This window comes from Syntrophorhabdus sp. (assembly GCA_012719415.1).
Taxonomy (GTDB): domain Bacteria; phylum Desulfobacterota; class Syntrophorhabdia; order Syntrophorhabdales; family Syntrophorhabdaceae; genus Delta-02.
The window spans coordinates 1-15,190 of record JAAYAK010000245.1 but is presented as its reverse complement, the minus strand read 5'-3'; the positions used below and the strand labels follow the sequence as shown (position 1 = coordinate 15,190).

General features: G+C 58.5%; 15 protein-coding genes. 5 read left to right on the top strand and 10 right to left on the bottom strand.

Annotated elements, in window-relative coordinates:
* Positions 1–169 precede the first annotated feature (169 nt).
* A complete protein-coding gene (locus GXX82_14665; protein ID NLT24280.1) occupies positions 170–847 on the top strand; it encodes an OmpA family protein in 678 nt (225 codons plus the stop codon).
* 23 nt (positions 848–870) lie between these two features.
* Here GXX82_14665 and GXX82_14660 read toward each other — a convergent pair whose 3' ends face one another.
* The 5 genes from GXX82_14660 to GXX82_14640 form a co-directional block, all read right to left on the bottom strand.
* On the bottom strand, positions 871–1,092 hold the full coding sequence (locus tag GXX82_14660; protein ID NLT24279.1) for a hypothetical protein: 222 nt from the start codon (positions 1,090–1,092) through the stop codon (positions 871–873).
* 11 nt (positions 1,093–1,103) lie between these two features.
* Positions 1,104–1,781, bottom strand: coding sequence for a transglutaminase family protein (locus GXX82_14655; protein NLT24278.1), 678 nt, complete (start codon positions 1,779–1,781; stop codon positions 1,104–1,106).
* Between the two features lie 234 nt (positions 1,782–2,015).
* Positions 2,016–2,663 carry a hypothetical protein gene (locus GXX82_14650; protein ID NLT24277.1) on the bottom strand — a complete coding sequence of 216 codons (648 nt, stop codon included), beginning with the start codon at positions 2,661–2,663 and terminating at the stop codon, positions 2,016–2,018.
* Positions 2,663–3,592: a TPM domain-containing protein gene (locus GXX82_14645; GenBank protein ID NLT24276.1), complete on the bottom strand. Its 930-nt coding sequence runs from the start codon at positions 3,590–3,592 to the stop codon at positions 2,663–2,665. The genes GXX82_14650 and GXX82_14645 overlap by 1 nt, the downstream gene beginning before the upstream one ends.
* Before the next feature lie 22 nt (positions 3,593–3,614).
* Entirely contained in the window at positions 3,615–4,199 is a 585-nt protein-coding gene (locus tag GXX82_14640; GenBank protein ID NLT24275.1) for a LemA family protein, read from the bottom strand.
* Positions 4,200–4,325: 126 nt separating this feature from the next.
* Here GXX82_14640 and GXX82_14635 point away from each other — a divergent pair, with 126 nt between their 5' ends.
* Together GXX82_14635 and GXX82_14630 are read left to right on the top strand one after the other, a co-directional pair.
* On the top strand, positions 4,326–4,733 hold the full coding sequence (locus tag GXX82_14635) for a carboxymuconolactone decarboxylase family protein (protein NLT24274.1): 408 nt from the start codon (positions 4,326–4,328) through the stop codon (positions 4,731–4,733).
* A gap of 39 nt (positions 4,734–4,772) precedes the next feature.
* Entirely contained in the window at positions 4,773–7,385 is a 2,613-nt protein-coding gene (locus GXX82_14630; protein NLT24273.1) for a phosphoenolpyruvate synthase, read from the top strand.
* Here the strand turns inward: GXX82_14630 and GXX82_14625 are convergent.
* From GXX82_14625 to GXX82_14605, 5 genes are all read right to left on the bottom strand, one after another.
* Entirely contained in the window at positions 7,343–8,437 is a 1,095-nt protein-coding gene (locus GXX82_14625) for a DUF128 domain-containing protein (GenBank protein ID NLT24272.1), read from the bottom strand. The genes GXX82_14630 and GXX82_14625 overlap by 43 nt on opposite strands.
* 57 nt (positions 8,438–8,494) lie before the next feature.
* Positions 8,495–9,853: an NADP-specific glutamate dehydrogenase gene (gdhA, locus tag GXX82_14620; protein NLT24271.1), complete on the bottom strand. Its 1,359-nt coding sequence runs from the start codon at positions 9,851–9,853 to the stop codon at positions 8,495–8,497.
* 151 nt (positions 9,854–10,004) lie between these two features.
* Positions 10,005–10,220, bottom strand: a complete 216-nt coding sequence (locus GXX82_14615) for a hypothetical protein (protein NLT24270.1) — start codon at positions 10,218–10,220, stop codon at positions 10,005–10,007.
* Positions 10,221–10,493: 273 nt separating this feature from the next.
* Positions 10,494–11,147 carry a response regulator transcription factor gene (locus GXX82_14610; GenBank protein NLT24269.1) on the bottom strand — a complete coding sequence of 218 codons (654 nt, stop codon included), beginning with the start codon at positions 11,145–11,147 and terminating at the stop codon, positions 10,494–10,496.
* Between the two features lie 60 nt (positions 11,148–11,207).
* The gene (locus GXX82_14605; GenBank protein NLT24268.1) at positions 11,208–12,761 is read right to left on the bottom strand and encodes a hypothetical protein; all 1,554 of its coding nucleotides are present in this window, start codon (positions 12,759–12,761) and stop codon (positions 11,208–11,210) included.
* A 241-nt stretch (positions 12,762–13,002) separates the two neighbouring features.
* On the opposite strand from GXX82_14605, the gene GXX82_14600 reads away from it, so the two are divergent.
* Both GXX82_14600 and GXX82_14595 read left to right on the top strand, forming a co-directional pair.
* Positions 13,003–14,124, top strand: a complete 1,122-nt coding sequence (locus GXX82_14600; protein ID NLT24267.1) for a nitronate monooxygenase — start codon at positions 13,003–13,005, stop codon at positions 14,122–14,124.
* Positions 14,125–14,335: 211 nt separating this feature from the next.
* Positions 14,336–15,112 (top strand): M15 family metallopeptidase, encoded by a 777-nt coding sequence (locus GXX82_14595; GenBank protein NLT24266.1) that lies wholly within the window; start codon positions 14,336–14,338, stop codon positions 15,110–15,112.
* The last annotated feature ends 78 nt before the right edge of the window (positions 15,113–15,190 follow it).

Sequence of the window (15,190 nt, the reverse complement as noted above, 5' to 3'; positions counted from 1 at the left end):
TTCTCCATCTTCCCGATCTCCCGATCTCTCGAAGATCATTCCCAACTCCCCGTGGTCCTTTTCGTGTCTCATCATCCACAGGCAACCGGCACAGAATCCCATTGACAAGGATCGGATTCGTCGTAGACTGTCCATAGAGGTCGACGATCGACATGACGGGGGTGATAGAATGAGAAAATTGATGATCCTTATGGTTGTTATCGGTGTCGCACTTGCCGGCTGCGCGACAAAAACAGGAACAGGTGCCGCTGTTGGCGCCGGTGTCGGCGCGGCGGTCGGGGCGGGGGCCGGTCAGGCTATTGGACGCGACACCTCCTCGACTCTTATCGGCGCAGGCATCGGCGCCGTTGTCGGGGGTCTGGCGGGGGCCGCCATAGGCAAGTATATGGACGATCAGGAACGATCCATGCGCCAGGCCATCGCGGATTCGGAGGCCGCCACCATGCGGCGCGAACAGGAAATCGTCGCGGGAGCACGGAAAGACTCCGTTGACGTACTCACCGTTACCTTTAGATCCGATTACCTTTTCGCGGTCAATTCTTCAACCCTGCTTCCCGGCGCCCAGAGCGAACTGCAGCGGGTGGCCAACGTGCTCAGGCAATACCCCGAAACAAACATCCAGGTTGCCGGGCACACTGACAGCAGCGGTTCGGCAGAGTATAACCAGAAACTCTCCGAGCGGCGAGCGGACGCGGTTAAGAACGCTCTTGTTGGAATGGGTGTCAACGGATCTCGCCTGACCACCATCGGCTACGGTGAGATGAGACCCATAGCAAGCAACGGGACAGAAGGCGGACGCCAGCAGAACCGGCGCGTCGAGGTCCGCATTGTGCCCAGTGCCGCCTGAGGACCCTCTGTCGGAAAGCGGCCTCAAACCCGGGACAGCACTTTCTTGTACTCCTCCATCGTCCAGCAGGAGCGCAGAAAAGGGCAATCCCTGCACAGTTCCACCTTGTGGCGATCTATGAGGTACTGCTTCCCCGAGTCGGAACTGACGTTACAGGATGTCATCTCGTCGATGCAGGGAGGTGTCCTGGATTTGCAGCCGTGTTTGTTGGTGCAACCGATGCAGTAACCGCTCTTCGGTTTCACGCGAACCTCCATCACGGGAACCGGTATCCCGACAATGGCATGACGTGGCCCCTTGAGGCATCAGCTTCGGCCCAGGGGCGTTTCCTGCCCCAGATGGGAAAGATCTTGCCGTGAAGCCACTCAAAGGGAAGGTCGGCATGAGGCTCGTACTTCTCGACGTATTCCACGTAAGGGTTGCCGGCAAGGTCCACGGGGGCGAGGACGGCATCGTGCTCCCCGTCAAAATCGCAGGAAGGCACCCCGATCCTTTCGCACAAAGCCCTGTCGAACGCGGGGGTAACGCTCATCCATCTCCCCTTCACAAAAAGCTGGGTGTACCCGTGACTGGGAAATTCCTTTATCCCCGTCTGGGCCTTCAGCTCCGCGGGCATCTTGTGGTTCACGATCCTCGCGAAGGCAAGCCGGGATGGAATACCCGCGGCACGGGCGAGAGCGGCAAGAAGGACGGCTTTCTGGACGCAATAGCCTTTGCCCCTCTCCAGAGTCACGCTCGCCTTGAAATCTTCCCTGAACGTCGAAAGCATGTAAACATTATAATGGATCTCGTCGCGCACGAAGTAGAAGAGCGCCCGCGCCCTCGGGCCTTCCTCCGTCAACCCCGCGGTAAGCCTCCGCGCCGTCTCCCGGATACGACCATTGTCACTGTCTATGATCTCCGTGGACCGGAGGTAAATGTCCATCTCACCCATCACAACTCCTTAAAAACATCCCGCCAACCCCAACCAACCCCAACACGTCCCATCATCCCGCGCGTCCTATAGGTCCTATCCGTCCTATATGTCCCATATGTCCTATATGTCCCATTGGTCCTATCCCTCCTATAGGTCCTATTATAAAACACATAGGACCAATAGGACATATGGGACGGATAAGACTGGGACCTATAGGACATATAGGACGCATAAAACGCCTGGCGGGCGCCTTTACACCGCGTCTCCGTCAGTCGTGATCACTTCGTCGGTCAGTTCGTTGGTGTCGTCTTTCACGGTGGGGAAGTGTTCCTCGAGGAGCCTGCCCGCCTCGCCTATTGCCCGGGCGAGGGCGTCAGCCGCATTTCCCTGCCGTATCCCGCCGGAAACCGTCCGTGCCAGGGCATTGAGCTTCGCCTGGGTGATCTTCTCATGGATACCTTTGTCGGCGAGGATCCACACCTTCCTCTCGAGGAGAGAGATAAAGAAAAGAACCCCCGTGTTACCCTTTGTCCGGTAGAGGCCCTTCTCGTAGAAAGCCCTGACTGCCCTGTCCCGTACGGCCCTTTCGCGGCGTCCCGTACCGCTGAAAAGCGCCTTGAGGTAAGGCGTTCTCTTCATCATGAACCAAAAGGGAGGGAAGAAGACGAAGGTGAGAGGGATGTACCACAAGAGGGACCCGTGGAGAAAGAACTCGGCGATGAGGAAGGCGGCAACGTTCCCGAAGGTGACGGCGCCGAGCACTTCGGCCTCGCGGTAACGGCTCGAAGCATCAACAACCATGACGGCTATCTCGCCCAGGGTCTTCGATTCCGCGAGCGACGTTGCCTCGCGGATCCTTTCCTTCTCCGCATGAGTAAAGAAATTGAGGGCCTTCTTCATCACCAGTCCCCCGACGCGCCGCCGCCGCCGAAATCTCCCCCGCCGCCCGAGAAGCCACCGCCGATGTCAAAACCTCCTCCGCCCGAAGATCCACCACCCGTCCAGTATCCACCGGGACCGAAGCCTCCCCCGCCCCGGAAGGGTCCCCCGAAAAGAAAGGGAAGGAAAATGCCGAGCACAAGACCGAGGACACCGAGGAGCACCACCGTCACAAGAGAGAACCCCAGCAGGAACCCCATGGCAGAGAAACCTATCAGCCCGGCGCCGCCGCCCAGGATGCGTGAGATCCTTCCCAGCACGAGAAGGAAGATGGCGCCGAAGACGAGAAAGGGCAGCGCCGATCCCAGGCCGCCCCTCTGAACCGACCGGGGTCTTCCCGCGTCGGCCTTGAACTCGCCACGCGTCGCATCTATCATGGCGCGGACACCCGAGGAAAAACCGCCGTCAAAATCGCCCCTCTTGAACTGCGGGTTGATGACGAGCTGAACGATGCGTCCTGCCGTCAGGTCTGTAAGCTTTCCCTCGAGGCCGCGGCCCACCTCGATGCGCGTCTTGCGGTCTTTCTTCGCAACGAGGAGGATGGCACCGTTGTCTTTGCCCTTCTGGCCGATCTTCCACGTCTCGGCCACTTTCATGGAGAACTCTTCCAGGCTCTCCCCCTCCAGGGAATCGATGGTGAGGATGACGATCTGCGTGGAGTCCGACCTCTCGAAGTCCTCAAGTTCCCTTTCCAGTTGAGCGCGGACACCCGGCGACATCATCCCGGCATGATCGTTCACACGCCCTTTCAGGGCAGGCACCTCCAGCGCCTGGATGCAGGTGGCCCAAAAAGCGACAAAACAAAATACCAGGGGTACGACAAGGCCCCGGAGGAGGCCTTCCCGCGCGCTTCTTCCGTGCCTGTCGTTGCCTGCAGGAGACTCTTTCATCGTCCCGGCCGTCCCTTAAGGGTCAGAACTTCACCTTCGGCGCCTTCTCCGCCCCCGCTTCCGCCTTGAAGGGTTCCTTCTGGGCAAGCTTGAGAATGAACATGTTCGTCAGGTTGTTCGGGAAGACCCGGATGGAGGTGTTGAATGTCTGCACCGCCTTGTTGTACCGTGTGCGGGCCACGTTTATCCTGTTCTCTGTGCCCTCCAGCTGGTTCTGAAGGTCGCGGAAATTCTGGCTGGCCTTGAGATCTGGATAGTTCTCGGCAACGAGAAGGAGCCGCGACAGGGCCCCGCCCATCGACGACTGTGCCTGCTGATACTGGGCCATGGCCTGGGGATTGCCGATCATGTCCTTCGATATCTGAACGCTTCCCACCCTGGCCCTGGCCTCGGTCACGGCCCGAAGGGTCTCGCTCTCGTGCTTCGCGTAAGCCTTCACGGTCTCCACCAGGTTCGGCACCAGGTCGTTGCGCCTCTGGTATGAGGCCTCGACGTCACCCCATGCCGCCTTCACGGCCTCGTCGTTCTGCTGTATCGTGTTGTAGCCGCAACCCGTAAGCATCATCATCGCCAGCGCGATGACACCGCAGAGAAATGATCGCCTCATCAAGTTCCTCCTCTGTCGAGATTATCGAGCCTATAGTACCATATTCCGGGGAAAAAAATACAGGTCTTCCGGCCTTGACGCCGGGGAAAGATGCGTGATAGAACCTTGAAAAAGCGGAGGAAGACAGTGAACGATGACATAAAGAAAAGAACCCAGGAGACAGCGAAGAGACTCTGGACGGGAGGGGTGAAGCTCGACCCGCCCTACCTGACCTGGAAGGAGTTCGACAAGGACCTCGCCAACGACCTCTCCATGTTCATAACGGGTAATCTCTATTCCCGGACGGTCCTCACCCTTCCGGAGCGCCAGATGGCCGCCTGCGCCATGCTCGCCGCCCTGGGAGCGGCCGATGAACTGAGGCTCCACGTGAACGCCGCCCTCAACGTCGGCTGTGATCCCCGGAAGCTCGCCGAGGTCTTTTTCCAGCTTGCCCCTTACGGCGGGATGCCGCTTGTCAACAAGGCGCTGGAGGTCTTCAGGGAGGTCTTGAAGGGCCGGGGAGAATGGGAAGCCTTCACGAAGGGCGGGAAGTAGGGGTCAGGAGAATACGGCATTAAAGGCCGGGGTTATTGCATGGCCAGAATACTTGCACGGGAAAGCGCGGGCATCGCGGGCATCGACGAGATCATCGACGGGCTGAGAACGGGTGACAACGTCGTATGGCAGGTTGACTCTATCGACGACTACCTGTCCTTCGCGAGGCCCTTCGCGGAGCGGTCGGTCAGGAGCGGGAAGAAGGTGGTCTACATGCGGTTCGCCCGCCACAGACCCGTCATAGAGAACAACGAGAGCGTGCGGGTACACAACCTGGACGCGCGCAGCGGCTTTGAATCCTTCACCGGCGAGGTCTACAACATCATCACGTCTGAAGGGCGCGACGTCCATTACGTATTCGATTCCCTCTCCGATCTCCTCTCCGCGTGGGCCACGGACCTCATGATTGGCAATTTCTTCACCATCGCCTGTCCTTACCTGTATCAGCTCAACACGATAGCCTATTTCGCGCTGCTCAGGGAAAACCACTCCTTCAAGACCGTTGCACGCATCCGCGAGACGACCCAGGTACTCATCGACGTCTATAATGTCGACGACAAGATCTACGTGCATCCCCTGAAGGTCCGCGGCCGGCACTCGCCCACGATGTTCCTTCCCCACCGCAGAAGCGAGGACCGCTTCCTGCCGGTGACGAGCAGCGTCGACACAGGCCGGCTGCTCACGCGGATCTCGGGTAAGGGAACAGACCTTGCGAAGAGGAATCTTGACCACTGGGACAGGTTCTTCATCCGCGTCGCCGACCTCCTGAAAGAAAAGGTGAGCACGGACGAGGAAGAAATGGTCCTCGACCAGTTGTGCAGGATCATGATCGGCCGCGAGGAAAGGATACTCGCCCTCGCAAAGAGGTACTTCACCCTCGAGGACCTTCTTGCCGTCAAGGGACGTCTCATAGGGACAGGCTATATCGGGGGGAAGACTGTCGGCATGCTCCTCGCCAGGAAGATCCTCTCCGGCGATACGTCCTTTGACTGGCAGCACATCCTCGAACCCCATGACTCATTCTTCATCGGTTCCGATGTCTTTTACACCTATCTCGTCGAGAACGGGTGGTGGAAACTGCGCATGGAACAGAAGACCCGGGACGGGTATTTCGAGGTCGCGAAGACCCTCAGGGAATCCATGCTCGAGGGCTCTTTCCCCGAAGAGATCGAGGAACAGTTCTGGCGCCTCATCGAGTACTTCGGGCAGTCGCCCATCATCATACGGTCGAGCAGCCTTCTCGAAGACGCCTTCGGCAATGCCTTCGCCGGCAAGTACGAGAGTATTTTCTGCGTCAACCAGGGCACCCCCGAGGAGCGCTACAAGCAGTTCGGCGAGCATGTGAGGCGTGTGTATGCCAGCACCATGAACGAGGACGCACTGGCCTACCGCCTCCAGAGGGGCCTCGACAGGAATGACGAGCAGATGGCGCTCCTCGTCCAGAGGGTCTCCGGGTCCTACCGCAACCGCTATTTCTACCCCGATCTCGCCGGTGTCGGGATATCCTACAACACCTTCGTCTGGAGGCGGGACATGGACCCGAAGGCAGGGATGCTTCGCCTCGTGGCAGGCCTCGGCACCCGGGCGGTGAACCGCGTGGAGCACGACTATCCCGGCATCATCGCCCTTGATCTTCCGCTGCTCCGCCCTCACAGCGGACCGAGCGATATGAAGAAATATTCCCAGCACAACGGCGATGTCCTCAACGTCGAGACCAACGTCCTCGAGACGATCCCCGTCGCCGACATCATCACGGGCGACATGAAAGCGGACCGGGAACTCATCGGGACACGGGACCTCGAGGCGGCCGAGTTCATGAGGTCCCGCGGGCTCGAGGCCGGGGAGTCATGGATCGTGACCTTTGACAGGCTCATGTCCGAGACACCCCTTCCGGCGATCATGCGGAAAATGCTCAAGACCCTGGAATCGAGCTACCAGTATCCCGTGGACGTCGAGTTCACCATAAACTTTACGGCGAGGGACGCTTTCCAGATCAATCTCGTCCAGTGCAGGCCCCTTCAGACAAAGGGCGAGGGCAAGAGGGTCAGGATCCCGCGCAAAGTGCCCGCCGACAGGATACTTTTCCAGTCATCGGGAAACTTCATGGGAAGCACCACAACGCAGGGGATCAAGCGGGTCATAGTGGTCGACCCCGATGGGTACAGTCTCCTGACCCTGTCGGAGAAATACGATATCGCGCGCCTCATTGGCAGGATAAACAGGCAGATACCCGGTCAGGAAGAAATGCCCACGATCCTTGCCGGCCCGGGACGGTGGGGAACCACCACGCCCTCTCTGGGAGTCCCGGTGCGGTTCTCGGAGATCAACAACATCGCTGTCCTGGTGGAATTGGCCCACGGCACGGGCCTCGGCAGCGTGATGCCCGAGCTTTCCTTTGGTACTCATTTCTTTCAGGACCTTGTCGAAACCGGGGTATTCTACGTTGCGATCTTCCCCGACAGGGAAGGGTCGTCCTTCAACAGAAGGATCGTGGAAAGGAAATACAACCTTCTTTCCATGCTCGTACCCGAGAGCGCCCGGTACGAAGGCATCGTAACCGTCGTCGACACCGCGGAAGACGATATGAAGCTCCTCGCCGACGTCGTGACTCAGAAGGTCGTCTGCTTCAACGCCCGCAAGACGGACCAGTAACCGTCGTCGCTTCCCTCACGGGTCCGGGAAAGATACCTGAGGAAGACGGAGGTCTGTTCTTTTCTCGGCAGATAGGCCCTTTCCAGGGCCTCTATCGAGCTCAGGAGAGGATAGTCGCAGAGCGTGGCCATTGCCTGGCTTCCCCTGCCAACACCGGCCTGCTCGAGGGCCGCGTTCACATTGAGCCCGCCCAGTACCACGAGGCCGATCTTTCCGTCCGTGGGAGAGATGCCGAGCAGGGACTCCCCTCTGCTTCCGAAGAGCACGATGCCCCCGAAACCATGGGGCGTCATGCGATCGAGAAGGCTCCTTGCGTCTGAGATACTGTTCTCCGGGATCTCCCGGTAGCTCCCCAGGATGAGCCCCGATCCCCCCTCCACGGCGCCGAGCACGTCGCTCATCCTGCTGCGCATGAGGATCTCGAGGGGAGGGACGGAAGACCCCTCATAGCTGATCACCGACGTGAACCGCAAAGGACGTCCGTTCACCACCTCGACGAGACCCCCGAGCCTGGTAGCTATGGGGATTCCGCGCTTGAGGAACATCCCGTTCAGTGTGATGCTGCACATGGTCCCTATGGCGACCATCCCCGGGGGTGCCTCGACGGTGCCGATGCGCTCGCCGGCCCTCACGACAACCGCCCGGTCACTCATGGAGTAGGGCGACCTGAGCACAACGCCCAGCACCTCCATGGCCGCCTCGAGCTTCTCCTCGGGGACAAGGGTGATATTGAGTATCACCTTGCCCCGCACGTTGTCGGGTCCGAAATCGGACAGAAAGGAGAGGTTGTTTATCCTGTTGATGATGAAACCCACCCGGTCGGACACGTACCCCTGTTTGAGTTCCATGCGGCCGCCGGCCGTTATCCTTCTGCCCTTCTTGCCGTCCGTCACGGTGTACCCGGCCTCGTCGAGACGCTTGAGGTAGTACCTGATGGTCCGCTCGGACAGGTCCGTCCCCTGGCGGCCGAGACGGGAGGCGATGTCGGAGGAGCCCAGGGGGGCCCCTTCCCTGTCAAGCACGGAGAGAATGGAGAACATTATCCTGTTCATCTACCCATTCCCTCCGCACGCAGTTCCACGTAAGAACGTTCCCCTGACCAATTTCTATCACACGTAGCCATAGGCGAGCATGGCGTTCGCGACCTTGAGGAAACCGGCAACGTTGGCGCCGAAGACATAGTCCCCTTTCTTGCCGTACGCCTCAGCGGCATCGAGACACGATCTGTGGATGCTTTTCATTATGCCGAGCAACCTGGCATCGACCTCTTCCCGTGTCCAGGAAAGTCTCATGCTGTTCTGAGACATCTCGAGACCCGACGTCGCGACCCCGCCGGCGTTCGCCGCCTTGCCGGGGCCGAAGAGCAGGCCGTTGTCCTGGAAGACGCGGACCGCCTCGGGCGTCGAGGGCATATTTGAGCCTTCGGCGACGCAGACGCAGCCGTTCTTCACGAGCGCTTCCGCGTGACTGCCGTCTATCTCGTTCTGGGTAGCGCATGGCAACGCTATGTCGACCTTGAGACCCTGGTCCTTGATGACGTCCCAAACGCTTTCGCCTATGTAGCACACGGCGTGGCCGTACTTGTCGGCATACTCGCTTATCCTGCCCCTCTGGACGTTCTTGAGGTCCATCACGTAACCGCACTTGTCGCCCGATATCCCCTCATCGTCAACGATCGTGGAACTGGAGTCGCACAGGGTTATGACCTTTCCGCCAAGCTGGTTCACTTTTTCCACGGCGAACTGGGCGACGTTCCCGGAACCGCTGATGGCAACCGTTTTACCCTTGAGATCGAGGCCCCTCGTGGCAAGCATCTCTGCGGCGAAGTAGACGCAGCCGTACCCGGTCGCCTCGGGCCTCACGAGGCTGCCGCCGAAGGGCAGGCCCTTGCCGGTGAGAACCCCCGTATGATCGTTCATGATCTTCTTGTACATGCCATACATGTAGCCGATCTCGCGGCCTCCCACGCCAATATCCCCGGCGGGCACGTCGATGTCGGGACCGATGTGCCTGAAGAGCTCCAGCATGTGGGCGTGGCAGAAACGCATCACCTCGTTGTCCGATTTGCCCTTGGGATCAAAATCACTGCCTCCCTTGGCACCTCCCATGGCAAGCGTCGTGAGGGAGTTCTTGAATATCTGTTCGAATCCGAGGAACTTGAGGATCCCCAGGTTTACGGACGGGTGGAACCGCGTGCCGCCCTTGTAGGGACCGATGGCATTGTTGTACTGGATGCGGTACCCCCTGTTGATCTGCAGTTCTCCCTTGTCGTCCAGCCAGGGGACCCTGAACATGACAACGCGGTCGGGCTCGACGATCCTTTCGTATATCTTTGCCTTTACGAACTCGGGGTGTTTCTTCACCGTGGGCTCAAGACTCTCCAGGACCTCTTCCGCCGCCTGATGGAACTCGAATTCATGAGGGTCCTGCTTTTTGATCTTCTCCAGTATTTCACGTGTTACTGACATAATGGAATCCTCCACCTTCGTAATGTATTTTCCCGGTCCCACCCCGGGTTCTCACGCAAACCATCCCGCCGTCAAGCCGGCAGCGGGCCGTCACCCGTATCCGGCGACGTGTCTCCCCGAGATCAGAAAGATCTATTCTTCGAGACGTTCCTCAGTAGACTGCCAGGGGGGCCACGCTGTGATCATACACGTTCAGATCGCTCCCCGTGATGAGAAGGCCGTCGATATTCTCGAGGCTCTTTGGCAGGGGTTCATCTTTCGAAAGAACAATGGTCTCCAGGTCCCACCCGTGCTCTTTGAGGGCGTCTTCGAGGGCTTTTGTGTCTTCGGCTTTCCCTCGCTGTAAGAAAACAAGTCTCTTTCTCATGATCTCCGCTTTTCTCCTTTTGATGGTATGAGAAAAAACTAGTATATAAAACCCGATAAAAGCAGGTTTTGCAATCGGGGCAAAGATGTTTTTGATATCGGGGTAAATACTATATAACTCATGGGGGTTTCCCCTATGGCAGTTGTATGGTGTTGACTTTCAAGGGCTGGCTGGATCGTGGAGATGGCGGAAGCTGGCAAAGAATTCTACCGGCGAAGCGGGAAAATGAGGGCCGCGACGAAGATGCCCCGGGGTCTATGCTGTCATCTTCCTTCAGGGACTGCTCTGGACCCATTGAATAGCGTACTTGAGGAGGTCCGTCCCGTCCCCCAGTTTTAGTTTGTCCTTGATATGCGCCCTGTAGGATTCCACCGTCTTGACGCTGAGATGAAGCTTTTCCGCTATCTGGCGCGTCTTGTTGCCCTGTCCTATAAGCCTGAAAACGGTCAGTTCGCGGTTGCTCAGGAGGTCTATCGGTGACGCGCCCTGGCTCACCCCTTCGACGGAGACGAACTTCTCGAGCATCTTCGTCGTGATGCGGTCGCTGACAAAGATCTCCCCCTCGAGGACCTTTCTGATCGCCACGAGCACCTTTTCCAGGGCCTCCTGTTTCATTATGTAGCCGCGCGCCCCGGCACGAAGTGAACGCTCGGCGTACAGGGTCTCGTCGTGCATGGAAACGACGAGGACCGGTATGTCCCTCTGGCGCAGGCGCAATTCCTTGATGAGCTCGATCCCGTCAATGCCCGGCAGGGATATATCAACGATCGCCATGTCGGGAACGACCGTTTCCAGCGATTCCAGGGCCATCTGGGCATTCTCCGCCTCGGCGCACACGACAAGGTCGGGTTCCTGATTGATCAGAAGCGTCAATCCCTTGCGCAGAATGGGATGATCATCGACGATCAGTATCCTTCGTTTCGTCACGGAAATCCTCCCCTCCCGTTATCAAGATACCTTGAGGACCCGCAGGTCATGACGCCATCCTCAGATCGCTGGCCTGTCGGAAAAGGTACAGCTTATGACACATCCCCCGGTCTTCGGCTCCTTTATCTCCAGGACGGCCCCGATCATGGAAGCCCTGTACTGCATTATGTTGAGCCCCATGCCCTTTCCCTGGTTCTGCGCGCCGTCCATGCCGACCCCGTTGTCACTGATGGTCAGCACATAACTCTCGCCATCCTGTCTCATGGCGATGGTCACACTATCTGCCTTACCATGTTTTATGGCATTATTCAATGCCTCCTGGGCGATACGGTAGAGATGGGTCGCGGCGGCGTTGTCGCTCATGAGGATCGGGGAATCGTATTCAAAGGTGCAGGTGATCCCGAAAAAACGCTCAACATTCGACGCCAGCTCTATGAGCGCCATCATGAGGCCGTCCGCTTCGAGCCTGACCGGGTTCAAACCCCGGGCGAAGCCCCTCGTCAGGGTTATCGCCTGATCGAGAAGATCCACTATTTCGGCGACATCTTCGGACCTGATCGGCTGCCCGGTGGCTGTCTTTCTTTCCAGGACCTTGCCCATGAAACCGATGCCCGCGAGGTGCTGGCAAAGGCTGTCGTGAAGGTCCTGACCAATTCTCCGCTGTTCCCGCCCGCTGATCTCGAGGATCTCCCTTTCCAGTCTCTTGCGCCTTGTTGTGTCGCGCACGATACCCAGTGCCTTGTTGGGGCCGCACCTGACGATCCGGACCTCGAAGTCCCGTGGTTGCCCACCGAGGGAAAGGTGCTGTTCGAAGACCTGCGCCCTGCCTGTCGAGATGGACTGCCTCACGCAGGCCATGACCTGATCGAGAAGCCTTCGCGGAAGGATCTCCTCCCTGTCGGATACGAGATACACGCTTTGCCCGACAAGCCTTTCGGCAATGCCCTTCAGGACCGTGAAATCACCCGGGTGAAGACCGAGAAGGATCCCCGATACATCGAGCTGGAACATGAGGTCGGGAATGGCCATGAGCAGAGCGCGCATCTTCGATTCGCTCTCTTTCAGGGCCTCTTCTCCCAGCATGCGCTCGACGATCTCGCCGATGCGCTTCGCTACGGCATCGATGAGACTCCTTTCCTCCTTGAGGAAAGGCCCCTCGTCAGCTGTCTTTCTCCTTTCCCGGTAGAACACCTCCAGGAGGCCGGTATCCTTCCCGTGAACGACGATCCGCTGGGATTGTTTCCACCGCGTCTCCCTGAAACCGTGGCTCACGAAGACCCGGTCGCCAAGCACGATACGGCATGTGGCGATGTCGGGATACTGCCAGGCATCAGGCACTATGTCGACTGTCTTCTGCATGATCTCGTCGAGGGTGGTTCCTCCTCGCTCCACGATCGCGGATATGATGTAAAGGCAGTTGAGCTCCTTGATCCTTTCGTTGAGCTCGTGGGTCCTTTTCTCCAGTTCCCCCTGCGCGAGCTTGTGCTGCTTCTCCCTTTCCGCGAGATGCCGCACCTTCTCCTCGGCACGCTTGAGGGCGAGGGCCAGAGCCTGCCGGGAAACATCCTCCCCTTCGATCTTCCTCTTCCGATCTTCCGATATCCGGGTATGCATGGTCGCGTCATTATATCATAAAGAGGGGTGATAGGTGATAGGAAGTGTCCTTTCCCATAACCCATGACCCATCACCTATCACCCGCCTCTTCCTTTTCATCTGTTGCCCGCCTCTTCCTTTTCATCTATTATTTTGTAATTGACGGAAAAACATGCTATATTGTGCGGTCGTGTTTTCATTTTTATTTCTCTTCTCTCAGCTTCAACAATCCGTCATAAAATTGATTCACGGCACAGAGGAATGATGCTGCCAGAACTCACCATCAAGGGAAAAACTGCACGGGTGCCCGTTATCCAGGGAGGTATGGGGATCGGCGTGTCCCTGTCGCCGCTCGCAAGCGCCGTTGCCGCCGAAGGCGGCATCGGGATCGTTTCCAGCGCCTGCCTCGACAGGCTCCTGGGAAAACGCAACAACAAGGTGTACAGCACCTATGAAGCTGTCTACGAGGAGGTCTGCCTGGCGCGGGAAAAGGGAGGAGTGTCGGGCATCAATGTCATGGTCGCCATCGCCAGGGACTACGATGTTACCGTAAAGGCGGCCATCGACGCGAAGGTGGACGTCATCATCTCCGGAGGAGGGCTACCGCTCGCCCTTCCGGGCATCGCAAGCCCGAAGGATACTGCTCTCGTCCCGATCGTCTCCTCGGTGAGAGCGCTTCAGCTCATCTGCAGGAAATGGGAACGCCTGGGATACCAGCCCGACGCGGTGGTGCTGGAGGGTCCCCTCGCCGGGGGACACCTGGGTTTCAAAGTGGAGGACCTTGGCCTCGAATCCAACAGGTTGGAGAACCTCTTCCCGCCCGTCAAGGACTTCGCTTCGCGGCATGGGGATTTCCCCGTGATCGTTGCCGGCGGTATCTACGATCACGACGACATTTCACGGTTCATGGCCATGGGCGCCGATGGGGTGCAGATGGGAACGCGCTTCCTCGCCACCGTTGAGAGCAGCGCCACGGAGTCTTACAAGCGTGCCGTCGTCAACGCCGGCCCGAGGGACATCATCGTCGCCTCCACGCCGGGCTCCCCATGCGGAATGCCCTTCATGGTGATCAAGGAATCTCCCATGTTCATTTCGGCCCTCGCCAACAAAAGAAAGCCCCGCTGCGACAAGGGCTACATCATGACGAAGGACAGGGAAGGCAGGTACGCCCTGTGCAGGGCGCAGGAAGACACCGGGAGCTGTTTCTGCATCTGCAACGGACTCCTCAGTTCCGGGGGCTATAACACTGACGTCGAGGAACAGCTTTACACGGTGGGCGCGAACGGCTACCGCGTCGACCGCATCAGCACCGTGCGCGACGTCATGGACGAACTCAAGGGCACCGCTCGCGCCACGCAACTCATATCACCGGAAGCAGCGTAGAAAAACCGTTCCAGGTTCCAGGTTCCAAGTTCCAAGTTCAAGAATGAAAGGCAAAAAAGGGACACGTGCATGGTTGCGTCGCCCTTTTTCCTTTTGTTTTTTACTTGGAACCCTTGAACCCTTGAACTCTTGAACTTTCCTTAACCCGTGCTGTTGCAAAGTCGTACAGGTTCTGATAACGTGTTAGAAAAATTCAGGAGGGTCCGCCGGCATGTACAAGCGCGTGACTGTAAGACAATCCTTTTTCATCCTCGCAGGCCTCGCCCTGCTGCTCGTCCTTCCTCTTGCCGCCGTTGCCGGCGATGACGCGCGAGACCGCTTCGTCGACGTCAGGGAGCATATCCCCTCTGTCATCATGGACATACGTTATTTCAGCCCTCACAACTTTGTCGGGGAACGCATCGACGGCTACAACGCCCCGAAGTGTCTTCTCACCAGGGAAGCTGCCGGCGCCTTGAAGCGCGTCCAGGAGGACCTCGAGGGATTCTCCCTTTCCCTCAAGATCTACGACTGCTACAGGCCGCAGAGGGCGGTCAGTCACTTCGTCAGGTGGGCGAAGGACATCGGCGACACACGGACAAGGAAGGAGTTCTATCCCACCGTCGATAAGAGCCGCCTCTTCGAGGACGGCTACATAGCCGAGAGATCCGGCCATTCCCGGGGAAGCACCGTCGACCTGACCATAGTACCCATGCCTGTCCCCGAGCAGCAAGAGTACGACCCGGGACAGGAACTCTTCGCCTGCTACCTCCCCGCTTCCGAACGGTTCCGTGATAATTCCATCGACATGGGCACCGGCTTCGACTGTTTCCACACCCTTGCCAACACGGCGAACAGGTCCGTCGGTCCCGTTCAGCGCGCGAACAGGCTCCTCCTCAAGACCCTCATGGAAAGACAGGGGTTCGTCAACTACGACAAGGAATGGTGGCACTTCACCCTGAAGAACGAGCCCTTCCCCGACACCTACTTCGACTTCCCGATAGACTAAAAAAGGGCAGCGAAAAAACCTCTGCCCCAACCATTCCCCCCCGTCCTATAGGCCCTATCCCCGTCCTATAGGCCCTAT

Excerpts from the sequence above, each read along its gene's own strand:
- GXX82_14665 (NLT24280.1), top strand. The coding sequence starts at position 170 with ATGAGAAAATTGATGATCCTTATGGTTGTTATCGGTGTCGCACTTGCC.
- GXX82_14655 (NLT24278.1), bottom strand. The coding sequence starts at position 1,781 with ATGGGTGAGATGGACATTTACCTCCGGTCCACGGAGATCATAGACAGT.
- GXX82_14650 (NLT24277.1), bottom strand. The coding sequence starts at position 2,663 with ATGAAGAAGGCCCTCAATTTCTTTACTCATGCGGAGAAGGAAAGGATC.
- GXX82_14645 (NLT24276.1), bottom strand. The coding sequence starts at position 3,592 with ATGAAAGAGTCTCCTGCAGGCAACGACAGGCACGGAAGAAGCGCGCGG.
- GXX82_14640 (NLT24275.1), bottom strand. The coding sequence starts at position 4,199 with ATGAGGCGATCATTTCTCTGCGGTGTCATCGCGCTGGCGATGATGATG.
- GXX82_14630 (NLT24273.1), top strand. The coding sequence starts at position 4,773 with ATGGCCAGAATACTTGCACGGGAAAGCGCGGGCATCGCGGGCATCGAC.
- GXX82_14625 (NLT24272.1), bottom strand. The coding sequence starts at position 8,437 with ATGAACAGGATAATGTTCTCCATTCTCTCCGTGCTTGACAGGGAAGGG.
- gdhA (NLT24271.1), bottom strand. The coding sequence starts at position 9,853 with ATGTCAGTAACACGTGAAATACTGGAGAAGATCAAAAAGCAGGACCCT.
- GXX82_14615 (NLT24270.1), bottom strand. The coding sequence starts at position 10,220 with ATGAGAAAGAGACTTGTTTTCTTACAGCGAGGGAAAGCCGAAGACACA.
- GXX82_14605 (NLT24268.1), bottom strand. The coding sequence starts at position 12,761 with ATGCATACCCGGATATCGGAAGATCGGAAGAGGAAGATCGAAGGGGAG.
- GXX82_14600 (NLT24267.1), top strand. The coding sequence starts at position 13,003 with ATGATGCTGCCAGAACTCACCATCAAGGGAAAAACTGCACGGGTGCCC.
- GXX82_14595 (NLT24266.1), top strand. The coding sequence starts at position 14,336 with ATGTACAAGCGCGTGACTGTAAGACAATCCTTTTTCATCCTCGCAGGC.